This window comes from Chloracidobacterium sp. (assembly GCA_016720705.1).
GTDB lineage: Bacteria > Acidobacteriota > Blastocatellia > Pyrinomonadales > Pyrinomonadaceae > OLB17.
In genome coordinates this window covers 628,182-649,850 of record JADKKB010000007.1, presented here as the reverse complement: position 1 = coordinate 649,850, position 21,669 = coordinate 628,182, and the positions used below count along the sequence as shown (strand labels likewise).

Here is a 21,669-nt window from a genome sequence, read left to right as displayed (position 1 = left end):
ACGTTTTGCTATGCGGACTCTTCGGCCTGCACGCCGGCACGGTCGTGACGCTTAACATACCGTTTGCAAACATTGCCTGTCTGGCCGCCGCCGTCCTTATTTTTGGCGAAGAGATAATGGCCCTGATCGGCCCACAAACGGCCGAGCGAGTGCCTCCGCCGACCCGACCACGGTTTGGGATATCGGAGGGTGCGGCCGTCTTTGTCGCGGCGACGCTCACACTTGCGATGCTCAGTTCGGTTTCGTTGCCAAACTGGCGCAAGCCGACGCGGGTATCAGCCGAATGGCATACCATCGCCGCTACTGCCGAAACCGCCCGAAGCAGCGAGTTTGACGATGATCGGTATGAAGGCCTCGGACCGGTACAGATGACGTTTTTCGGTGCTCTCTGGCTGGTCGGGATCGCTCAGCAATATCAGTTGCTTAACTGGATCGACGAACGTAATTTCCGATTGCATTACCGAGTGCTCGAACGAAACGCTGATGGATCATCGACTGAAACGCCGGCTTCCGAATTGATCCCGCAATCGTTTCGCGGCATCTTGCTACAGTCTTATCTGCACGGTGTCACGTGGATGCGTGTGCCGCCGGACAGGCGGGCGGAGGTCCGTGCAGTCTTGCAGACGCGGATCGCCGAGCGATATTGCCGCCACGCAAGGCCCTTGGGCACGATCGACGCATTCTATTCACTCGAGCGGATCGATCCCTCGGGGCGTCCGCCGGAGCTTAGCGAGCATTTATTGATGAGCTTTAGCTGCGCAAACGGCGAAGCAACGTTCGAATATCGGGAGGCTCAACCCTAACCGATAGGAATCTGCCTGTAAATATTAAAAATTATGTGCGGAATTATTGCTATATATTCACAAAGCGAACCCGTAAACGCCGGACGCCTCGATAGTGCAATTGAACAACTCCGTCCGCGAGGCCCTGACGGTGTAGGTTCGTGGATCGACTCTGATGGCCGCGTCGGGCTAGGGCACGCTCGCCTGAGCCTCATCGACGCCGCGACCGGTAGCCAGCCGATGGCCAACGAGGACGATTCGCTCCGCCTGATCGTCAACGGCGAATTCTACGATTTTGAACGCATTAGGGCAGAACTGGAGCAGCACGGACATCGCTTTTCGACGCTCTCCGACAGTGAGATCGCCCTTCATCTTTACGAACAATATGGCGTCGGTTGCCTCGAGCATCTCCGAGGCGAGTTTGCTTTTGCGATCTGGGACGCCGGCCGCAGTGAGCTTTTTGCCGCCCGTGACCGCTTCGGGATCAAGCCGCTCTTTTACGCCGTTGATGGAGACAATATCTATCTCGCGTCGGAGGTAAAGGCGATCTTTGCGGCCGGGTTACGGCCATCGTGGGATTACGAGTCGGTTTACCAACATCTGTATTTTTCGGTCGATCAGGACCGAAGCCTTTTCGGCGGCGTGCGCCAAATCCCGCCCGGCCATTTTTTAAGGATCAGGGACGGAGTTGTCACCCTAAAACGCTACTGGGACGTCGAATATCCGCGTGACAATGCGAAAACATTTGCCCTTTCGTCGGAGGACTGTGTTGAACGAGTCCGCGAATTGCTCAGTGAGGCTGTTCGCCTTAGAATGCGTGCCGATGTGCCGGTGGGTTGCTATTTGAGCGGCGGAGTCGATTCGTCATCGGTGCTCGGCTTGGCAGCGACATTTGCCGAATCGCCTATGACCGCGTTCACGATCGCATTCGATCACGATGATTTTAATGAGAATGAAAGTTCTCGCTTGACCGCTGAATTTGTCGGAGCCAACTATCATCCGGTCCCGGTCAATGCGGCCGATTTTGCGGAGGATTTCGAGGAAGCTGTCAGGCGCGGTGAGATGATCCATTACAACGCACACGGCCCCGCCCGATTTCGCCTCAGCCGCAATGTCCGCGATGCGGGATATAAGGTCGTGCTGGCCGGTGAGGGGCTGATGAGCTTTTGCCGGATATGATTTTTCGAGCCAGGCCGTTTTGTCGGCTGGGACGTCGTCCGGATTTTCCAAATGGTTGCGGATCGCGATGCGGATGTTACGGCCGAAAGGCGGCCTTCAACGCGAGATCGCCAAAACGTCGCCTTGGCTCGCAAGGCTTAGTCAGGGCCTCGCATTTCCGCCGCATCTGCTCGAATACGTTGCGTCAAAATTTGGCCTTCTCGGCGACATTATTGCTCCGGACATCGCTCGCCGGTTTCAAGGTCGCGACCCGTACCGCGAATTTTTCAGGCAGTTCGATTATCGCTCGACGCTCTACGGTAGCGAACCGGCTAAGCAAATACTGTATCTGTGGATGAAATCGGTGTTTGTGAATTACGTTTTGGCTGCCGAAAGGCTCGATATGGCACACGCGGTCGAGGTGCGTTTGCCCTTTCTTGACCACAAGCTTTTTGAGTTTGCAAAGAGCATTCCGGTGCCGATGCTTGCTGAGAACGGCCGTCTGAAACACTTGCTCCGCGAGGCGGTCAAACCATATGTCAGGCCTGAGGTCTATGACGGCCTCAAGCAACCCTTCATTGCTCCGCCGACCGATCTGGTCGCCGGCAACCCAATGTTCGAACTTCTCCAAGACCACCTGCGAAGCGAGTTTTGCGGCCGTGCCGTTCTTTGATCAAAAGGCTGTCATCAAACTGCTTGATGGCCTGCCGGCGATGGATGCCGCGAGCCGTGCATCGATGGATCCGGTGCTGTTTATGATGGCATCATATGGCATTTTGCAATCAAAATACGGGCTTTGACTGCCGTCATTTACCTAGCGGCATTCGCAATAGGTGACCGCGATATACAAAATAGATAGTTTTCTCCGGCTCGTCCACCCACATATTCATACTGTTGAATGTCATTTTGGGCACCCGCAAAATCGCCCTAAAGCCAAAGGTCTTGGTCTCGTAAATCCCCACGATCGTTTCATTCTTATCAATGTCGGGTATCGCCGCCCAAAACTCGTTCGGCTTGAGCGTCTTTTGCAGCGGACGATAGGTTTGCTGCGCCAACGGCCGAAATTCGCCGCTGACGGGTTGAGTCGAACCGGTCAGCGGATCGACCAAAGTAGTTGATCCGAGCCGGGATCCTCGCCCACGGCGTCATCTAACTCGGCTTCGTCGTCATAGCCTTCGTCCTCGTGTTCATTCTGTTGAACCAACAAAACCCTATTTAGCGTGGTGACGTAGGCCATTGGCGTATATGCAAAGTATTCCTGACCTTCGATCGGGAATTCGCGTCCGCTGATCAAATTTACACGGACGATCATTTGCCCTTTTTCTTCACTGTACGAATATGCGACGGCCCATTGGCCATTCGGCGTCACTATCGCGTCGGAGTACCAGCCTTGGCGGATACGAGTATGTTTTCCGCGTGACACCTTAAACAGGCCTTCCGGGTCGGTGCGGATCTCGGTGTCGCCCACACGAGCTTTCCATTGCGAAGTGGTCGCCTCGACCGCCGAACCATCGCGTACCGGCACAAACTCGATGCCGGCAGGCTGATCGACCGACCCGGCATCGGCACCACCCACGATCTTGCGCCACGAGACACCCTCTAACGCGCGCTTTGCTTCCAGCTTTAGCCGCTTTTCATATATAGACTCGCTCTCATCCTTGCCCTCGGTAATGTCGGTTGGCGGGGCGATATCTGCGTCCGGTAATTCATCGAAGGTTTTGTCGATCTCGGCCTTTACGCGTTTTCGCGTGACCCGATCCGTTACTGCCACCCTCAGGTCGTCGCCTTGTTTCCAGACAGTTTCGACGTGCAGATTCTCGTCCGCAAGTACGATCTCCAGTCCGGCTACGTCTTTACTTAAAGAATATTTTATAGCTCCCGGCGTCTCCTTTAACTGAGTAAAAAGCTTTTCGAGAGCCGCAAAGAACGGAGGCAATGGGGTTGCTACGACAAATACGCGCCGGCCGCCGTTGCGTCCCAGCATTACAAGTTCCTTGCCCGGGCAATACTCGTTGGTCGGACACGACAGGAACGGCGTCAATTCATCGACTCGATTTTCGATCAATAGAGCCTTTAGCTCGTCAAATTCAGTCGCATTCAGCGGTCGTTCGCGATACCTGGATTTGTCGTAGTCCCAACTAAACGTCACCTTGTCCTTATAGATCCGTACGAAGTTACCGTCGTATGCATAGACGCCAAGTAGATCCGCGTCGGTCTTGACCTCTTTGACCAGGGCGTCTTCGGCGTCTTTCCGAGTAGAGTCATCGGAGGTGAAAAATCCTCGGCCGGCGGCAAAGGTGCTATCGACGCTCGCAAAAAGGGCGTCGAGATACGTCGAAACTAACTCACTCTCGGCTTGCTGATCGACAAAGAACGCAGTTGTCGCTCCGAGGATCTTTGCCTCATTGGGGTGCAGGGCGAGTACCGCTGCTCGGGCCTGCGGCGAATCTTCCGATTCGAGGTATCGTTCCGCCGCTATTGAGATCCGTTTATCACCGCTGTGAGTGAGTTCGATCACTTTTACAAGCGGCAGAGGTGCTCGGATCAATCGACCACAAGCCAGCAGAGCTGTCTTAGTATCCGCATTCTCGCCCTCGAAGATCGCCTGATACTCTGCCGAGTCCTCGATCATACACGCCGCAAAGCCAACTGATGCCGGCGAACCCGTTCTCAGGTCAAAGACGTCGGAGGGCTGTTTTTCACGCAGTGTGGCCCGACCGGCCAGCAACCGCAGCATCCCGTTTGCCGGTGCGCGGTCGCGTTTGACGTCGCTCAACAGCATCATATTGATCGCGGCATTTTGCCACCTCAGCACGATCGAGCGGAGCGATTCGGCCATCTTCGGGTCTCGGCTTTCCAAAAATGCGATGCGCTCGACGACCGCCGCGGCCAGTTCGTCGCTGACGATGCCCGACATCATCAGTTGCCCGCCGATCCGCGTCTTGAGTTCGTCCGCCGACATCGGTTGGCCGACCGCCGCCTGCGGCCGATTGTCGCTGTAACTGTAAATGTAGAGTTCGCTCGTGTCCGTGTTGGAGTTTGACTCCGCCGCTAGCGAGCTAAAGCGCTTGACGGAGTACTCGAGCGCGTCGATCTGTTCGGCAACGGTGTAACCCTTACACGCGAGAATAGCCTCGACGACCGCCGGCCGTTCGTAAGCCTCAACGTCCGACATCACACGCCGAAGTGCCGGCACCGCCCTTGAATCGGCTTGCGTGCCGAGCGAACCGATCGCGGATATTCGATAGGGAAAATACGCTTCTTCAGTGACCGGCTTTTTGGCGTTCACGGCCGGACGATTTGCGGCCGGAGCGGTGTTAGTCGAAGTTCGAGTCGCGTTTGCAGCGGTATTGGCGGCATTCGCAGCCGTGTTTTCCATGGAGTTTACGGAATAGTCAGGCCGTTTGCCGCGTTCGTCAAGCACCTTGAGCAGACCGGTTACGCTTTCAGGCAATTTGACCTGACGCAATGCCAAGACGATCGCCTGCCGTTCATCGCCCGACTCCTTCGCCCAATTCTTATCTTCAAGCCACGGTAGCATCGCTTTTAGGATCTCAGGGTGAGCTTTGTCGATGCTGGACAACAGATTCTTGACCGCCGCCGCCCGGACGATCGGATTATCGCTCTTTAGCAACTCGATCATCTTTTCGATATACCGATCCGGCGGCGAAATGAGGATCAGAGTCGTCAGGCCGGTATAGCCGCCCATATCGGCGAGCGTTTCGTCACCGAGCAGAGACATATACCATTCATCGCGGCTGGCCCATTCCTTTTCACTCACCAGGGCGTCCATCGCCAGATCGCGCATCGGTGCACCAAGCGTCTTGTCTTCGACGATAGATTTGAGTTCGTCACGAAAGTGCTCGGTATCGCCCATCGAATCTGTGTCCAATGCATGCCGGTACTCGGCCCACGCCGCAAGTGCTCGTCCCGCCTTGCCCGAACCGCTCGAGCGCAGACGATCGACGAGCGGCTTGGCTTTTTCCCAATCAGCGCGGACGAGGGCGAGCAGTTCGTCGTGACCGGTGACGTATGTATCAGTATTGCCGACGCCCGAAGCGAGGCGGTATAGGTCGTTCGAAAAGTACGAACTATTGTAGGTCAGCCACTGTTTGACGGTCGATCGCTGTTCCTTGTCTAACGCACCGGTGGTTCCCTCGGCGTCAGAGATGCGTTTTATAAACTCGACTGTCCGCTCGCTTTTGCCAAGTGCGTTGATGTAATCGGGTAGCAATTTAGGGTTGCGTTCGATCTCGCCGATCAGGCGGTCGAGAACCTTGTCTGAGGGATCGGGGTTATAACGCAGATTCTGGTAAGACGAGTTAATTTTGGCCCAATAGTCGAGCAGTTCGGAGGTCGGTGCGTCGTCCTTTGGCGGGTTGCCCTTGTCAAAGGCATCGCTGGCGTTCGAGTTAAATGATCGGTTATATGGATTTGGTGGCGGTGGAGCCGGTAGCCGCAACAATGCCGCGATCGGGTCCTCTTTGGCCGCTGTGTGCGGTAAGAAAATGGCTGCTTCGATGAGCAAAAGTGCCGAACATAAAGCGATCGCCGTATATAGCCGTTTCATTTTGGGGAATTCTCCTGCCGCCTTTGATGTTGCGATTATAACCCTTTACTGCACGTTATTATCAACTATATCGGCGTCCGTCAAACTTTCTTTTATCAGTTGCAGTAGCACAGTTCGCTTGAGACTTTCGCCGGTCAGCGTTATTCTCGACTGATATCTGTAGAACGCCGCTCAACCCTGATTTTTGCGATATTGTAGATAGTTAATTATATGCTCGAACTCATCACCCAGGCCGCGCAACGCATCGCCCCGTACGTCAAACGCACGCCGCTCGAATACAGCAAATCGCTAAGCCAAGAACTCGGGTTCTCGGTTTACGTCAAATTTGAGCTCTTTCAGTTGACCGGTGCCTTTAAGATCCGCGGGGCATTCAACAAGCTTCTGTCGATGCCGGACGAAGAACGACGACTCGGGGTTGTCGCCGTCAGCGGCGGTAATCACGCACAGGCCGTCGCACTCGCATCGCGCACGCTCGGCGTCGACGCCGTCATCGTAATGCCCGAAAATACGCCGCAGATATACGTCGATGCGACGCGTGGCTATGGAGCCACCGTCGACCTCCAACCGTCGATCGCCGAGGCTTTTGCAAAGGTCGAGCATTACCGCCGATGGGCGTGTATTTGTGCATCCCTTCGACGATCCGCTGGTAATGGCGGGGCAGGGAACTGTCGGGCTTGAGATCGTCGAAGACTTACCCGATGTCACGGACGTCATCGTAAGTATCGGCGGCGGAGGCCTTGCGGGCGGAGTCGCATCTGCACTAAAAGGCAGCGATCCGTCTATCCGCATATGGGGCGTCGAGACCGTCGGTGCCGACGCAATGGCGCAGGCACTCGCCGCCGGCCATCCCGTCCAACTTGATGCCATCACCTCGATCGCCAAGACGCTCGGTGCTCCGGCGGTGTCCGAGACAACGCTCGCTCTGGTTCAAGAGCATTTCGAAAGCGTCACGGTCGTCACTGATGCGGACACAGTGCGGGCGATGAATTTCATCCTCGAACGCCTCAAGGTCATCACTGAGCCCGCCGCCGCCTGCACCCTTGCCGCCGCCGAAGAGCTGAGCGGTAATTTTGGTCCAACGAGCAAGGTCGTGCTTATTTTTTGTGGCGGCAATACGTCGGCCTCCGACCTCTGCGGTTACCAGACGTTGGTCTCGTAAACGGCAAAGTCCAGGACATTTATCTCCTCGTCTTGAAACAGATCGCCGCGTCAGTTATCCTTTTCAAAACACTAAGCAAAGGAGTAAACAATGGAACGCAAGACCGCCGAAGAATACCCGCAGGAGTTATTGGATCTTTTTCACGAATACCAACACGGTGATATCGACCGCCGGTCGTTCTTACGCGATGCGGCCCGATTTGCCGTCGGCGGGCTCACGGTCGCGGCGATCTTTGACAGCCTGGCGCCCAACTACGCTTGGGCTCAGACCGTTTTGCCGGAGGACAAGGATCTAAAGTCGGTTATGAAACAGTCGATTCGCCCGACGGCAACGGCACCATCAAGGGCTACCTCGCTCGTCCCGCCAAGGGCAAAAGTTTCCCGTCGTGCTCGTCATTCACGAAAATCGAGGGCTCAATCCATACATCGAGGCGTCGCCCGCCGTTTGGCAAAGGCCGGTTATATGGCGTTTGCACCCGATGGGCTGACATCGGTCGGCGGGTTTCCGGTACGGACGAACTCGGCGCCGCAGCTTTTCGCAAGGTTGACGGCAAGAAAATGACCGAGGATTTTGTCGCCGCCGCGAAATGGCTCAAGGCGCGCAAGGACAGCAAGGGCAAACTCGGTGCGGTCGGCTTTTGCTTCGGCGGTGGGATGGTCAACCAACTTGCGGTGCGGCTTGGCAAAGACCTCAACGCCGGCGTCGCTTCTACGGACGCCAGGCGGGCGTCACCGACGTGCCCAAGATATTTGCCCCTTTAATGTTCCACTACGCCGGCAACGATCAGGGCGTCAACTCCGGGATCGCCGCCTACGAGACCGCTCTAAAAGAAAATAAGAAAACATTCGAGACCTTTACCTATGCGGACAAACAGCACGGCTTTCACAATGACACGACCCCACGCTACGATGCAGACTCCGCCAAACTAGCCTGGGAACGAACGCTCGCGTTCTTTAAGAAAAATTTGAAGTAACTGGGTCGTGGATCGTGACAAGAACCTCAAAGCCCGTGAGCGACCACTCACGGGCTTTTTTGATGTTCATTCCCCTCCGCGGACTTCGCGTCCTCCCTTTGCGACCTTTGCGGTAAAAATCCTCTCTTGTATTGCATACGAAACAGCTTGCAAACTACGCGACAAATGTGCTACTATTGACAATGAACGGACGATTCCCTCCGTTCGTCCGGATTTCCTATGGATCTCGAAAGACACAAAGAGCAGGAACGCCGCCGTCTTGACTCGCTTTTACGCGATCAGGGCGTCACGGTCGTCGAGCGGCGCGAGCGTCTAAGGAAATTGCGCCTTGAACAGGCTCGGTACGGCCGCGACACCTACAATGCACTAATGACGCAGCCGGCAGGATTCTGGATCGAAACGGCTGTGTCATCTTCGTCACCGCCAAGGCAATTGCTCGGCGAACTTTGGACCGAAGGCGAGATCGCGGTGCTCTGCGGCCGCAACAGCGTTGGCAAAAGCATTTTCGCGGTTCATCTGGCCGAGGCGTTGGCGCGTGGCTGCTCACTCGGGCCATATCCGGCGGCCGCCCCGCAACCTGTAATGTACGTCGATCTCGATTCGGGTTCCGAGCAGTTTGCTCGCCGTTACACGCGTGTCGCCGACGGAGCTGTCGTCTCATACGATTTTGCCGAAGGCTTTTTGCGGTCGGTGGTCGAATGGGATCTGCCACTGCCGCCGGGATATAACTCTATGGAGTCTTTGATATTTGATTCGATCGTGGAAACGCTCGGCGACAACGAATGCCGTACGCTGATCATCGACAGCCTGCCGCATATCGCCGCCCACGGCACGGCGCGAAACGCGGTTGACTTTATCGAACGACTGCGGGGACTGCGGGACGCATCGGGTGTCTCGATACTGCTGATCGCCGACACCTCGCCAAAGGGAAACGCGTTTGGCACGGCCCGGTACGATGTCGCCGGCCCGCGCATCCTTGAGAGTGTCGCCGATAGCATCTTCGCACTTGCTCCGAGCCGCCGAAGGCCCGCCGTACGCTATCTGAAACACGTAAAATCCTCAAATTCGGCCGCTGCCGAATCGCCGACCGTCGAACTGTTCGAGATACGCAAGCGGATCGATCCCTGGAATACCGCCGCCCCGACACTGGAACTCGCGGCCGCCGGACCCGTTGAACGCACAGATCCAACCGCGGTCGATGAAACCGCCGAAACGCCCGACAACGCTGCCCAGGCTGAGCAAACTCCGTCGTCGTCAGTCCGGATTTCGCTGGAGCCGACCGCTCCCGCCGCCGGCTTTCCGGCATTTCACCACATCGGCCGCTCATCCGAAGAGTTTGAGCTCTATCCCGAACCCACCGGTGTCACCGACGCCCTCCGCCAATCTCGCCACCTAGCCGCAACCGGCCTCTCACCGCGTCTGATCGCTCTCGTCCTCGCCGACACGCCCCTCGCCGCCGCCCGCTACCTCCGCTCCGCCCCACCCGCCGAAAAACAACTAAACTTCATCGACATTACACCCGACCAAAAATAACCCCATCAATACCCGCCTCCAGCGATCGCGGCCTCGTTCCCGACCCTCCGTTCTCTCCGCGCCCTTTGCGTCCTGCCTTCGCGAACTTTGCTTTAAAACCGCCCCGCTACCGCGCGTTCAAGTCATACCCGTGAGCCCTTCGGCGAGGCGTCTCGATTGAACTCGCCGAAATCTCTCAAACCGCGATACCGACCGGGTTCTTTTCCTTAGGCTCCGCCACCCGATGTGCGGAAACGGCTCCGCCTTTCCGTGGAGCCACCCAAAATCCCGAGGCTACACCTCCGACCATCGCGAAGCGATTTATTGAATGTAGCGGTGCGGTTTTAACCGACGGTGGCCTGGTGTATAATTCGGGCGTCGCGTCAGCGACATATGTAATTCTATGGGAAGATTTAATGATCTTGATCTTGAGAATTGGCGCGAGTGTGACGTTAATACGGATTCGCTTTGGCTAATTCAGGAGAGATTGAAAACTGGCAAACATAAGAATATTTATCACGGCAATTTCATACCGCAGATTCCTAACCAATTATTAAAGAGATATACCAAAATCGACGATGTTGTATTCGAACCGTTTATGGGAAGCGGGACGACATTATTTGAATGCGAGGAATTGGGTAGAAAATATATCGGCCTCGATATAAATCCCGAGATGATCGAATATGTAAATTCCCAAGTTGATCTAATTAACAATGCTTCTAGATTCAATGTAAGCGCGTGCAATGCGGCTAACTCGACTGATGTAGATGATGTAGTCGAATCCGCATTTGAACAACTCAACGCACAAAATACCCAGTTTGTTCTGATGCATCCGCCTTATATGGACATCATTAATTTTACGGATAAGGCAGATGACTTATCGCAAATCGGAGACTTAACTAAGTTCATCGAAAAGTTTCAAGTGGTTTGTGAAAACTCGTTGCGATATTTAGCGAAAGATAGATACTTTGCAATTGTAATCGGCGATGTTTACAAGAATAGTGAGGTTTTGCCATTAGCTTTTTATTCGATGAATATGATTAAGAAACATTTCAAGGTAAAATTGAAAGGCATCATAGTTAAGAATATCGAAGGTAATCGCGGCAAAATAGGCCAGAACAGCATTTGGAAAGTTCGGGCTTTACGAAGCGACTATTTCATTTTCAAGCACGAATATATATTTGTGTTCAAGAAAGAATATTAGTTTACAGATTCAAATGGACCTTAAATCAAATTTCTCATCGGCTTGTGCGAAAAAGATTTTCGGCAACTCGGATCGGGCAACGGAATTTTTACTTCATCTACAGAAAGCCAGAGGTTTCAGCCTTCCAATGCGGACGATGCTCCGAGGTAAGAATAGCGGTCAAACAAGACTCGATCTCGCCAATAGCGACATTTGGACCAAGGTAGTAGAGAATTGGGACTACGATTGTGCACTGCCGATTATTCGCGAAATGTTCACAGAAACAGAAAAATACGAGTCCGGCAAGAACTCACATAAGATGATGAAATTGCTCCTAGATGAATGGGAGTACCTAAAACTCGGGACTGTAGATTGGCCATTCTCCCAAGGAGCATTTGATGATTTCGTTCAGGGAGTGAACGCTCAGAAAACCGATGGCCCTACGAAAGATGAACGGGTTAGGAAGGCTGCTGTTCAATACCGGCGGATAAAGGAAATTAATGCCGTCCGAAATGACTATATTGAAACCCTTATTTTTGAAAAAAATAAGAACGTTCTTCCGACGCTGAGGCACGGACGACTAGTCGACTTCTTCATCAGCGGGAAGTCGTTTGATCAAAAAGTATCTCGTGGTCCGACCAATGAATTTAAGAAGGAATTCGGTGTCAAATGGAAGAGTCATGCTATAGAACATCCCGAGGTCGTCGCTGAGTATCTATACAGCTTTCAGGATGAAGGCCGATTCGGAGCTGACAGCCGTCTTTTGGTAGTTTACTTAGACCCGGACGTTTCCATCGACGAGATAACCTCAATAATCGAAAAAACAGACTTACAGGACCCGTTAGAAGTAACCTTTGTTTACTCTCACGAAAATCAGGACGAAAAAATGACATATAAGGTTACTTGCTTCGTGATTCTACTTTATAGTCCTGACCCGCCTGAGTCGCCGTCGGAGATGATAGCGGGAGAGACGGTTGAGGCAAATTAATATGAATCCATTTAATCTGGGAACAAACAGCTACGACGATTACGAGATTATGAGGGATCTTCAGCCTCATTGCACGATTCATGAATTAAAAGCGAGTCAGGCGAAGACGTGGCAAACTTGGCGAGATGCCTACGGACTTCAGTTCAAAGAAACGGTTACAGGAAGTAGTAACTATGCGATTAGAAAACTCTGTGAGACGTGTGGCAGAACGACAGTCCATAGACAACTCGCGACGCTTGAACTTAATTTGATTACGAGTGCAAGATCGGGTGTATCTACGAAGCTATCAGCAAGAATCAAGAAGTTGTTCAGGAATGAAGAAGCATTTTGGCTTCGGGAACTGCCAGGGAATTTGTTGGAGGTTGATCACAAGTTTCCCCAGATTCGATGGAACACTGATGAAGAGAGCAGCGAAAATGCTTCTGACGATGAACTGATTGCAAAGTTTTTGCTATTCACGAGGTCAAATAATCTATTGAAATCGCGGAATTGCGAACGATGTACAGATACAAATGTACGGGGCAATTTCCCCGGAATATATTTCTGGTATGAAGGCGATAAACACTGGCAAGCCGAAGCCCACGATGAGAATGGTTGCGTTGGATGCTTTTGGTATGATCCATATAAGTGGCGGGAAGAATTAAACAAACTAGTCCAATAGTCATAAATAACTTGAAGATAGTTCATAAAATACTTGTCTTTATAGTCAAATTAGGATAAGATGCCAAAAGTAAATAAAGCAAAGGTTATCGAATTGATGGCAAAAAAAGAGATAATGACGTTTAAGGAGTTGGCTAAAGCCCTTGACATCTCGACCACCCAACTTTCGAATATCCTTTCCGACAAGTTTGAACCAGTCAAGAGTAATATTATGGAATTGGCTAACTTTCTTGAGGTCAGCCCCCTCGAGTTGATACAAAACGACTCAGAGCACAAATCGAAAATCCAAACAGAACAATGAACTACATCGGATCTAAATATAAATTAACGAATTTCATTCGTTCGTCAATTTCTGCCGTTTGCGGAGATTCGAACAACAAAGTTATTTGCGATATTTTCGCTGGAACTGGTGCAATAGGACGATCATTCAAGCGCGATTCCAAAAAGATCATCGCTAACGATGTTGAATATTACAGTTATGTTCTGAACAAAAACTATATTGGCAATCATACCAATATGGATTATTTGACGGAGTTGCAAGAGCTGAATTACTTACGAGGTCAAGAAGGCTTTATCTTTCGCAATTACTGTTCAGGTGGTGGAACGGGACGACAATATTTCAGCGACGAGAACGGGAAGCGGATAGATGCAATAAGACAGACGATTGAGGATTGGCAAAACTCAAAACGAATTGATGACCGACTATATTTCTTTTTGCTTACAAGTTTATTAGAAGCGGCGGATGCCGTTGCAAACACGGCAAGCGTTTACGGCGCATATTTGAAGCAGCTGAAGAAAACGGCGCAGAAAGATATGGTATTGCGTCCTGCGGACTACGTAGTTAATGATGCAGATCACGAGGTCTATAACGAGGACGCAAACGAGTTGATTAAGAAAATCGACGGCGACATTTTATATCTTGATCCGCCATATAATCATCGGCAGTATGGAGCGAATTACCATATGCTCAATACCATCGCTAAGTATGATTCGTTTGAGCCTGCTGGTAAGACGGGATTGCGAAAGTATGAGAGGTCGCGTTGGTGCATAAAGAATCAGGTTTCTTTAGCTTTCGATGACTTGATAAAGAATGCAGATTTTAAGTATGTGTTCTTGTCTTACAACAACGAAGGACTAATGAGTATCGAACAGGTCAGAGAGATAATGTCGAAATATGGTCGGTATGAACTAATTCAAACTGACTATCAACGATTCAAAGCTGACAAGACCGCGAGTAGAAATCATAAAGCGACCGCCACGGTCGAATATCTCCACGTCCTCGAGAAGTCATCGGCTTGAACGCAGGTTAATTTTCCCGGATTTTTGCAATTTGAAAAAGGGCAAAGCCTCGCCGATCGCTCGACGAGGCTTCTCTGAGGGTTACTGCCAGAGATTGAGAACCTTGGCTCCGGTTGGTTCGAAATCGTCTTCGTTTCGGGTGACGATGGTGAGGTTGTGTTCGAGTGCGGTAGCGGCCATTAGGGAATCGATGACGGGCATTGGACGGCCCTTTGATTCGAGATTGGCGATCAGATCGCCCCAACGATTTGCCATTGAGATATCGAACGCGAGAATGCGAGAATCGAATCGAAAGACTACAGAGTCGAGCCATGTTCTCAATTCGTCGGAGCGTTTCGTCGCACCGAGTTTTTTGATTCCTTTCCGAATCTCGCCGATTGCTAATACGCTAATGTAGAGCGTCTCATCATCCTGTGCCTTAAACCAGTTTATGACCCCGCGATTTCCTTGCGGCTTCATAAATTCCGACAGCAAACAGGTATCGAGCAGATAATTCATTTGTCAGACTCTCCGGTAAATTCCGCACTGTTAAAATCGATCGTTGGCCGTCCCATATCTTTATCACGTTCCAGATCAAGATCGATACCGTATTTGCGCGCCGGATTATCGAGCAACAATTCGCTTAACGTCTGCTTCTTTGCCGTCAGGCTTATACTCCGTAAATGAGATCACGACGGCGGTTGCCGTGCCGTTTTTGGTTATGACCTGCGGTTCACCCTTGGCCGCGTTGGCGACGAGTTCGCTAAATTTATTTTTCCCTTCGAATACTGACACTTGTTTCATCCCACACCTCCAACTGGCTTGGCTAGCCTAGCTATAATATATGAGAATGCTCGCAATTAGTAAAGCAAAAATCCCGCTAGCGATCGCGGCCTCGATCCCGATCCTCCGTTCTCTCCGTGCCCTTTGCGTCCTGCCTTCGCGAACTTAGCGTTAAAACCGCCCCGCTACCGCGCGTTCAAGTCATACCCGTGAGCCTCGAGCGTCGGGGAGCAATCTTAGAATCGACGTGAGCGGCGAATCGCGTTCGTCTGACTACTAACCTCCGATCTTCTGTGCGACGTAAACGGAGTTGACGGAGGTTAAACCGCTGTATGGGTTTGGAAACTCGACATTGTGGGCGGCGGAGGCTCCGAATATTTGGCGAAGGTGCTCGGTGAAATCCTCGCTTGCGGGGTCGTCGGACCATAGTGCAAAGGTGCCGCCTGTGGTCAGTTGGTCCCGCACGTTGGCGAGGCCGTCGGCGGTGTAAAAGGTTTGGCTTGTGGGCCCGAGGAAATGATCGGGAGTGTGATCGATGTCGAGGAGGATAGCGTCGAACTGTCGGCCGGGAGCGTTGGCGTCGAAGCCCGTCCGCGCGAGTTCGAAAAAGTCGCCCTGGCGAAGTTCGCATCTTGGATCTGCCATCAGGACCGAGCCCGACGGCACGAGAGCGGCCTTATGCCATTCGATCACTGTTTGAAAAAGGTCTATGACCAAAAGGTTCTGCAAATTCTCATTTTTCAACGCTTCGACGGCGGTATAACCGAGGCCGAGCCCGCCGATCACGACATCCAATTTACCCTTGAGCGGAGCTAATCCGAGCGTTGCAAGCCGGCGTTCGCTCTCTGTGAAAAGGCTCGACATCAGATATTCGTCACCGAGCTTGACCTCAAAAACCTCTACGTTCTGCAAAAGCGGTTCGGTTCGACGGCGAAGCGTGAGTTCGCCGAGCGGTGTGTTTTCGTAGCCGAGTTCGTGAATGCTCATTTCAGTGTTTCGAATGATAGCGTAAGAGAAGCGAAATGATTAATCAAGACAACCGGATTTTGAGTTCCATCTGCTGACTGCTGTATGCTGTTCCCATATGGACTTCTACTTTCTGCTGTTTTCGCTTTTTGTGCCGCGGATCGTGATGTTGGTCTATCTGCTGATGTACCCGCATCTGTTTCCTGTAAATACGGTTCCACAATGGGCCGACGTGCTTCTCGGCGTGTTTTTCCGCGTATTCTGATATTGATCTACATCTATCAGACAATGGGCTATGACAATATATGGTTTGCCGCCCATCTGATAGTGGCGATCCTCGCGTATATGGGCGGAGGCCGCGAAACGCGCCGCCGGCGGCATCGCTCTCCCAATTAAACCCACGCCAAAATTCGCCATCTACAATGCGGAAGCCCGCACGAACTAACGGCGTTCTTTTGGATCCAAGATGCAGAAGCCCGCACGAACTAACGGCGTTTATTGGATCCAAGATGCAGAAGCCCGCACGAACTAACGGCGTTCTTTGGATCCTAGTTGCGGAAGCCCGCACGAAGTAACGGCGTTCTTTTGGATCCAAGATGCAGAAGCCCGCACGAACTAACGGCGTTCTTTGGATCCAAGATGCAGAAGCCCGCACGAACTAACGGCGTTCTTTGGATCCAAGATGCAGAAGCCCGCACGAAGTAAGGGTGTTCTTTGGATCCAAGATGCGGAAGCCCGCACGAAGTAAGGGCGTTCTTTGGATCCAAGATGCGGAAACCCGCACGAAGTAAGGGCGTTCTTAGCCTTCGAGAGGTCTAAGGCCGATCAAAACTTTGACGCTAAAGCGATTTATTGCATACTTGGTGAAAAACACATATGCAGGACGCTCATGGAATAGAGATCTACGAAGAAAACGATTTTCTACTCGCATACCTTTTGACATTTCGCACCTTCGGAACGTGGCTTCATGGTGATGAACGTCTGTCCGTAGGAAGAGACGGAAGAAACCATTATGGAAAGCCGCGAATTCATCCGAAACCCGAATTCGAAACAGCGATGAAGGGGGAAATGAAGCAACCTCCTTTTATCCTCACAAAACCAATGCGTCGAATTGTAGAATCGGCGATCAAAGAACTCTGCCAACGTCGCGGGTACGGTTTGTCTGCAGTTAATGTAAGAACCAACCATGCTCACGCGGTCGTTTCTGCTCAGATGAAGCCCGAACGAATAGCGGACGCTCTGAAAGCGAACGCGACGAAAATGCTCCGCGAGGAGTTGCTGATCTCTTCGGATACAAAAGTATGGTCGCGAGGCCGTAGCCGGAAATATTTGTGGAAACCGAAGCATGTCAGCGGAGCGATAGATTACGTCCTCTACTGCCAGAGTGATATTCCGTTTGAGCTGCTCGATTGAGTGGCATGAACGCCCTTACTCCGTGCAGGCTTCCGCATTCGGAACCATGAACGCCCTTACTCCGTGCGGGCTTCCGCATTCGGAACCATGAACGCCCTTACTTCGTGCGGGCTCTCCTCCTGCCCGAGGAGGAGTGGCACCGGTTTCCGGTGACGAGGTGGTGGGAGGCTCCCACGAACGCGAACTAAAACGCCTCCGCACCCGCTCATCCCGCGCCGCCATGGTCGATGGCATCCTCGACGGATCATACGGACGAAACTACGCGGCGAATGATCCGCTTTTAACTGTTCACCATTCACCGTTCACTTAAAAGGATGGAAGTTGCGGAAGGTATCTCAACGGCGATTGATCTAAACTATTCACGTTTCACATTTAACTAATAACTAAGGCCATGAACATCCGAATTTCCCAAAACCGACGCGAAACCGTCTTCGAAGCCCTTAGCGATTTCTGCGGGGAAGCGACAGACATCTCCAAGACGATCGACTTCCTCACTCCCCAGGCCGGCAATTAAGCCAACTGCATCGTCTGCCACCCAGAATGTGGTCGCCAACACAAACTGTTCGGTTACTGGTCCCAACTACACTGCGTCCAATGGCTGCTCGAACAACTGCTGACCCAAAGACGCGAAGCTCACCCCGCACTAGAAAAACTGATCAATGATCTTCAGCGACGCGACTATAGATAACGGATCGAGTACCTTTGCTTCTCCGGCCGTTTTCGAGTACTATGCTTCCATTCAAATGAAAATCGCTTTCTTCCCGAGCGAGCCGCTAAACAGTAAAATTGACGGTTAACGGGATAAAGAGTCCAAAGAATGGGTACTTTACTCTGGAACGAGCTAATCAGATATCAATGGAAGAAGCAAACGTACCTTTCCTGAAATGGGCCGGAGGTAAGCGATGGCTGATCCGAAATGGAGCTCAATTAGCCCCCGTTCGGTTCAACACCTACATCGAGCCATTTCTGGGCAGCGGGGCAGTATTTTTTTCACTCAACCCAAGCCGCAGTATTCTTGCAGATGTAAACACGGAACTTGTAGATACCTATAATGCCATCAAGACAAACTGGAAAGAGGTGGAGAGTCAATTACGCCGACACGAAAGGAACCACGACGATAGCTACTACTATAAGCTACGAGACTCGAGACCGCGGACGAATGTTACTCGGGCCGCCCGTTTTATCTATTTGAATAGAACGTGTTGGAATGGTCTCTACCGAGTGAATCTGAACGGGAAATTTAACGTCCCGCGGGGGTCTAAGAACAACGTGGTTCTCGACACGGATGACTTCAAAAAAACATCTGATCTTCTCCAAAACAGTCAGGTGTTATCTCAGGACTTCGAAATCACTCTTTCAAGAGCCAGAAAGGGCGATTTCGTGTACGTGGATCCGCCGTACACGGTGAATCATAACCAAAACGGTTTCTTAAAGTACAACAACAATATCTTCTCTTGGGAAGATCAAATCAGGCTGAAGAATGCGATCGTGCGGGCAGTTAGACGAGGGGCGATGGTTACCGTATCCAATGCAGACCACGACTCTATTCACAACCTGTACAGGGACATTGGTGATCCTGCCCGGATTGAACGGTCAAGCGTGATAGCAGGCCAGAGTGAATACCGAAAACAAACGACTGAGGTCTTAATGCGGCTCGGCTGGGATATTTGACCGCGAAGCGAGATGGATCGCTCCGGCGACAGCATGGTGTAAAGATGGGATTCTTGTCCGATTATAAAATCGCAGAACTAAAGGGAAAGCTCGTTGACGATCCTTCTACCTTAGGAAAGTTGTATAAGGCGAAAAAGAGCGAGTATTTTCTCAAGAATGTAGATCATTCACTCGTTAATGACATGGTGGCGAACGAGGGCTGGGAGGAATACGGCTCACCGCTGAAGACAAAAACAAAGCTCCGGAAAGTTAAGGATCACGATCAAAAATTTGAGGATGATATCTGGTGTCAGCTTTACGAGCTTGGTTTCCGCCATCTCAACTATGACCGGGAGTTTTGTCTACCCTTCGGCAAGGACCCTTCTCAAACGAAGCAGATCGACGTCGTGGCAATTAATCAAACTGCCGGCGTTGTACTGCTCGTGGAATGCAAGTCCAGTAAGAAACGTTCCGAACCGCCGTCCCTGAAGACTGAGTTCGAGGGTTTGCCCCAACGACTTAGCGGCTTCAAACAATCAATAGCTGAACTATTTGGGAAAGGCGTTAAGGTCAAATACGTGTTCGCGACGAGGAACTTAAGGATCGACAGTGAAGGAGCGGACATTCAGCGACTCATAGCCACGAAGTCCTTCTTTTACAATGACAACACTTATAGGTACGTCAATAATCTTATCGCCAAATACAAGGGAGCGGCCTCGTACCAGTTTTTGGGAACTCTTTTCAAGGGGGAGGATATAAGTAGTGAACGAATTGAACTGCCAGCCATCGAGGGGAAGATGGGTAAGGGGAAGACGACCTATTACATGTTCTCTATTGAGCCTCACTTACTTCTAAAAATGGGGTTCATACTTCATCGAACGGAAGCAAACGAATCGGAGCTTCCCAACTATCAACGTTTGCTCATTCCTAGTCGGCTAAAGGGGATAACCGCCTTTATTGACGGAGGTGGGTATTTTCCCAACTCCGTTATCGTGAATTTTAATGCCAAAGACAAAAACCTACAGTTTGAAGGCTCGGTAAGGGGAGCTGACACGCAATCAAGGTTCGGGACGCTAAAGATCCAAAATGCCTACGCTATTGCCTACATAATTGATGGGCAGCACCGCCTTTACGGCTATGCGAACTCCGGTTACAAAGAAACAAACACCATTCCTGTTGTGGCGTTTGTAAATCTCGATCCCGCTGAGCAACTGAAAATCTTCGTCGATATCAACGAGAATCAGAAGGCGGTCAGTGCAACCTTGCGCTTAACCCTTGAAGAGGACCTATTCTGGAATTCTGACCGCACAGATTCTCGTCTCAAGGCTCTTCGGGCTTCGATTATTCGGGTATTAACCAATACCCTCAACGGGCCTCTTTACGGAAAAATTCAAATCGGAGAGGACTCCGCTCTTCTATCTTCGAAACCCTTTGCTGATGCCTTGAGCAAGAGTGGTTTGCTTCCAAGAGCGAAAGGTAACACCTATATCTCAGAAAGTGTTCCCGGCTCACTGTACGACACCAATAATCACAATCACAGCAACGAGATGGTAAGGGCGAGGAAGAATATCGCCGCTTTCCTAAATTTATGTTATCGGTTTGCTGAGGACAACTACAAAGATATCTTCGAAAGAGAGAAGTATCTATTGATTTCCAATCGTGGCACCTTTGCGTTTATTTCCCTGATTGGCAGCTTAAACGCTCACGAAACTTCAAAAGGAATCTTGACCGTCAAGAGTACGCCGACGGAGAGATTCGAAGCGGTCGAAAAATACCTGCGGGTTCTTTTCGACAAGATTAGAGATACGCCCGATGATGAGGTTGAGCGTCTACTTTCTATGTTAGGTAGTACTGCGGAAACGAAATGGCTTCGAGATTTTCAATCAAGAGTTAATGATGGGTTTCCCGAATATTACCCCGCTGAACTTGTGGATTGGATGGAGAGGCAGGATGACGAACTTCAGAGCCAAGGTAGACAGCTCGGGGTCGAAATTGAGCGCAACATCAAGCAGCGAACGTTGGGTAAACTCAAAGTCCTGTTTGGTGATAATTGGGACCTTGAAATTGGAAATATCAAGACGAGTTGCGAAGCTCGTGCGAATGAGGAAATTCAGAGACACTATAGCGAAGGTCTAGGGAGAAAGGATATTCATTGGACGGAGATGTTCAACATTTACGATTATAAGACGATAATCGATAAGCACTGGACTAAGCGGCCAAAACCCGACGACCCGGAGTTCATTACATTTGAGGAAGAATTTTCGATTGATGTTGGTTTGGGGTTCAATAGCAAGGCCGAGAAGCTTAAATGGATGTCGATCTTCAACTCACATCGGAACCTGTGGGCTCACGAGGGAACGAAGGAGAAGAGGCTCAATCGAGATGAAGTGGATTTTCTTAAGAGGATTCACGATCGGCTAGTCGGAGATTAGTTTCCAAGGCATGATCAAGACTTAATAATTTCAAGGCGGATCGTTGGGGCGTACTGGCTTGTCGCCAACGGCGACGTACATTATAAAGCCTAGGGTTGAGGCTTGGGGGAACCCTAGGTTAGGTTGGTTGAACGGACCCGTCCCTGTAGGGGACGCACAAAT

General features: G+C 51.4%; 22 protein-coding genes and 1 pseudogene. 18 read left to right on the top strand and 5 right to left on the bottom strand.

Features of this window, described 5'->3' with window-relative positions; translation table 11 throughout:
* The first annotated feature begins 5 nt into the window (after positions 1-5).
* The 4 genes from IPQ00_10095 to IPQ00_10080 all read left to right on the top strand — a co-directional run bounded on the left by IPQ00_10095 (position 6) and on the right by IPQ00_10080 (position 2,740).
* On the top strand, positions 6-803 hold the full coding sequence (locus IPQ00_10095; protein ID MBL0240908.1) for a hypothetical protein: 798 nt from the start codon (positions 6-8) through the stop codon (positions 801-803).
* Positions 804-836: 33 nt separating this feature from the next.
* Positions 837-1,961 (top strand): asparagine synthase (glutamine-hydrolyzing), encoded by a 1,125-nt coding sequence (asnB, locus tag IPQ00_10090; protein ID MBL0240907.1) that lies wholly within the window; start codon positions 837-839, stop codon positions 1,959-1,961.
* 73 nt (positions 1,962-2,034) lie between these two features.
* Positions 2,035-2,613: a hypothetical protein gene (locus IPQ00_10085; protein ID MBL0240906.1), complete on the top strand. Its 579-nt coding sequence runs from the start codon at positions 2,035-2,037 to the stop codon at positions 2,611-2,613.
* Entirely contained in the window at positions 2,600-2,740 is a 141-nt protein-coding gene (locus tag IPQ00_10080; GenBank protein ID MBL0240905.1) for a hypothetical protein, read from the top strand. The genes IPQ00_10085 and IPQ00_10080 overlap by 14 nt, the downstream gene beginning before the upstream one ends.
* 6 nt (positions 2,741-2,746) lie before the next feature.
* Here IPQ00_10080 and IPQ00_10075 read toward each other — a convergent pair whose 3' ends face one another.
* Positions 2,747-3,049: a hypothetical protein gene (locus tag IPQ00_10075; protein MBL0240904.1), complete on the bottom strand. Its 303-nt coding sequence runs from the start codon at positions 3,047-3,049 to the stop codon at positions 2,747-2,749.
* A complete protein-coding gene (locus IPQ00_10070) occupies positions 3,034-6,510 on the bottom strand; it encodes a HEAT repeat domain-containing protein (GenBank protein ID MBL0240903.1) in 3,477 nt (1,158 codons plus the stop codon). Before IPQ00_10070 ends, IPQ00_10075 begins: the two co-directional genes overlap by 16 nt.
* A gap of 210 nt (positions 6,511-6,720) precedes the next feature.
* Here IPQ00_10070 and IPQ00_10065 point away from each other — a divergent pair, with 210 nt between their 5' ends.
* From IPQ00_10065 to IPQ00_10025, 9 genes and pseudogenes are all read left to right on the top strand, one after another.
* Positions 6,721-7,188 (top strand): pyridoxal-phosphate dependent enzyme, encoded by a 468-nt coding sequence (locus IPQ00_10065; protein ID MBL0240902.1) that lies wholly within the window; start codon positions 6,721-6,723, stop codon positions 7,186-7,188.
* Positions 7,133-7,669: a pyridoxal-phosphate dependent enzyme gene (locus IPQ00_10060; protein MBL0240901.1), complete on the top strand. Its 537-nt coding sequence runs from the start codon at positions 7,133-7,135 to the stop codon at positions 7,667-7,669. Before IPQ00_10065 ends, IPQ00_10060 begins: the two co-directional genes overlap by 56 nt.
* Before the next feature lie 90 nt (positions 7,670-7,759).
* Positions 7,760-8,642: pseudogene (locus IPQ00_10055) on the top strand (dienelactone hydrolase family protein).
* Positions 8,643-8,861: 219 nt separating this feature from the next.
* The gene (locus tag IPQ00_10050) at positions 8,862-10,175 is read left to right on the top strand and encodes an AAA family ATPase (protein ID MBL0240900.1); all 1,314 of its coding nucleotides are present in this window, start codon (positions 8,862-8,864) and stop codon (positions 10,173-10,175) included.
* Between the two features lie 382 nt (positions 10,176-10,557).
* Positions 10,558-11,358, top strand: a complete 801-nt coding sequence (locus tag IPQ00_10045) for a site-specific DNA-methyltransferase (GenBank protein MBL0240899.1) — start codon at positions 10,558-10,560, stop codon at positions 11,356-11,358.
* 13 nt (positions 11,359-11,371) lie between these two features.
* On the top strand, positions 11,372-12,325 hold the full coding sequence (locus tag IPQ00_10040; protein ID MBL0240898.1) for a hypothetical protein: 954 nt from the start codon (positions 11,372-11,374) through the stop codon (positions 12,323-12,325).
* A 1-nt stretch (position 12,326) separates the two neighbouring features.
* Positions 12,327-12,986, top strand: coding sequence for a hypothetical protein (locus IPQ00_10035; protein ID MBL0240897.1), 660 nt, complete (start codon positions 12,327-12,329; stop codon positions 12,984-12,986).
* A gap of 60 nt (positions 12,987-13,046) precedes the next feature.
* Positions 13,047-13,286: a helix-turn-helix transcriptional regulator gene (locus IPQ00_10030; protein ID MBL0240896.1), complete on the top strand. Its 240-nt coding sequence runs from the start codon at positions 13,047-13,049 to the stop codon at positions 13,284-13,286.
* Positions 13,283-14,284, top strand: coding sequence for a DNA adenine methylase (locus tag IPQ00_10025; GenBank protein MBL0240895.1), 1,002 nt, complete (start codon positions 13,283-13,285; stop codon positions 14,282-14,284). Before IPQ00_10030 ends, IPQ00_10025 begins: the two co-directional genes overlap by 4 nt.
* A gap of 81 nt (positions 14,285-14,365) precedes the next feature.
* Here IPQ00_10025 and IPQ00_10020 read toward each other — a convergent pair whose 3' ends face one another.
* From IPQ00_10020 to IPQ00_10010, 3 genes are all read right to left on the bottom strand, one after another.
* On the bottom strand, positions 14,366-14,782 hold the full coding sequence (locus IPQ00_10020; GenBank protein ID MBL0240894.1) for a type II toxin-antitoxin system VapC family toxin: 417 nt from the start codon (positions 14,780-14,782) through the stop codon (positions 14,366-14,368).
* Positions 14,783-14,887: 105 nt separating this feature from the next.
* Positions 14,888-15,067, bottom strand: a complete 180-nt coding sequence (locus IPQ00_10015) for a type II toxin-antitoxin system Phd/YefM family antitoxin (protein ID MBL0240893.1) — start codon at positions 15,065-15,067, stop codon at positions 14,888-14,890.
* Between the two features lie 255 nt (positions 15,068-15,322).
* Complete coding sequence (locus IPQ00_10010) at positions 15,323-16,033, bottom strand: spermidine synthase (GenBank protein ID MBL0240892.1); 711 nt, start codon at positions 16,031-16,033, stop codon at positions 15,323-15,325.
* Positions 16,034-16,130: 97 nt separating this feature from the next.
* Between IPQ00_10010 and IPQ00_10005 the strand changes: the two genes are divergently transcribed.
* The 5 genes from IPQ00_10005 (at position 16,131) to IPQ00_09985 (ending at position 21,507) form a co-directional block, all read left to right on the top strand.
* Positions 16,131-16,277, top strand: coding sequence for a hypothetical protein (locus IPQ00_10005; protein ID MBL0240891.1), 147 nt, complete (start codon positions 16,131-16,133; stop codon positions 16,275-16,277).
* A gap of 611 nt (positions 16,278-16,888) precedes the next feature.
* The gene (locus tag IPQ00_10000; protein MBL0240890.1) at positions 16,889-17,425 is read left to right on the top strand and encodes a transposase; all 537 of its coding nucleotides are present in this window, start codon (positions 16,889-16,891) and stop codon (positions 17,423-17,425) included.
* Positions 17,426-17,558: 133 nt separating this feature from the next.
* On the top strand, positions 17,559-17,735 hold the full coding sequence (locus IPQ00_09995) for a hypothetical protein (GenBank protein MBL0240889.1): 177 nt from the start codon (positions 17,559-17,561) through the stop codon (positions 17,733-17,735).
* 545 nt (positions 17,736-18,280) lie between these two features.
* Positions 18,281-19,096, top strand: coding sequence for a Dam family site-specific DNA-(adenine-N6)-methyltransferase (locus IPQ00_09990; GenBank protein MBL0240888.1), 816 nt, complete (start codon positions 18,281-18,283; stop codon positions 19,094-19,096).
* 44 nt (positions 19,097-19,140) lie between these two features.
* Positions 19,141-21,507, top strand: coding sequence for a DGQHR domain-containing protein (locus IPQ00_09985; GenBank protein ID MBL0240887.1), 2,367 nt, complete (start codon positions 19,141-19,143; stop codon positions 21,505-21,507).
* The last annotated feature ends 162 nt before the right edge of the window (positions 21,508-21,669 follow it).

Coding starts and splice junctions, on each gene's coding strand:
- IPQ00_10045 (MBL0240899.1), top strand. CDS start 10,558: ATGGGAAGATTTAATGATCTTGATCTTGAGAATTGGCGCGAGTGTGAC.
- IPQ00_10050 (MBL0240900.1), top strand. CDS start 8,862: ATGGATCTCGAAAGACACAAAGAGCAGGAACGCCGCCGTCTTGACTCG.
- IPQ00_10035 (MBL0240897.1), top strand. CDS start 12,327: ATGAATCCATTTAATCTGGGAACAAACAGCTACGACGATTACGAGATT.
- IPQ00_10065 (MBL0240902.1), top strand. CDS start 6,721: ATGCTCGAACTCATCACCCAGGCCGCGCAACGCATCGCCCCGTACGTC.
- IPQ00_10040 (MBL0240898.1), top strand. CDS start 11,372: ATGGACCTTAAATCAAATTTCTCATCGGCTTGTGCGAAAAAGATTTTC.
- IPQ00_10010 (MBL0240892.1), bottom strand. CDS start 16,033: ATGAGCATTCACGAACTCGGCTACGAAAACACACCGCTCGGCGAACTC.
- IPQ00_10070 (MBL0240903.1), bottom strand. CDS start 6,510: ATGAAACGGCTATATACGGCGATCGCTTTATGTTCGGCACTTTTGCTC.
- IPQ00_10025 (MBL0240895.1), top strand. CDS start 13,283: ATGAACTACATCGGATCTAAATATAAATTAACGAATTTCATTCGTTCG.
- IPQ00_10005 (MBL0240891.1), top strand. CDS start 16,131: ATGGACTTCTACTTTCTGCTGTTTTCGCTTTTTGTGCCGCGGATCGTG.
- IPQ00_09985 (MBL0240887.1), top strand. CDS start 19,141: ATGGGATTCTTGTCCGATTATAAAATCGCAGAACTAAAGGGAAAGCTC.
- IPQ00_09990 (MBL0240888.1), top strand. CDS start 18,281: ATGGAAGAAGCAAACGTACCTTTCCTGAAATGGGCCGGAGGTAAGCGA.
- IPQ00_10015 (MBL0240893.1), bottom strand. CDS start 15,067: ATGAAACAAGTGTCAGTATTCGAAGGGAAAAATAAATTTAGCGAACTC.
- IPQ00_10020 (MBL0240894.1), bottom strand. CDS start 14,782: ATGAATTATCTGCTCGATACCTGTTTGCTGTCGGAATTTATGAAGCCG.
- IPQ00_10085 (MBL0240906.1), top strand. CDS start 2,035: ATGTTACGGCCGAAAGGCGGCCTTCAACGCGAGATCGCCAAAACGTCG.
- IPQ00_10000 (MBL0240890.1), top strand. CDS start 16,889: ATGCAGGACGCTCATGGAATAGAGATCTACGAAGAAAACGATTTTCTA.
- asnB (MBL0240907.1), top strand. CDS start 837: ATGTGCGGAATTATTGCTATATATTCACAAAGCGAACCCGTAAACGCC.
- IPQ00_10030 (MBL0240896.1), top strand. CDS start 13,047: ATGCCAAAAGTAAATAAAGCAAAGGTTATCGAATTGATGGCAAAAAAA.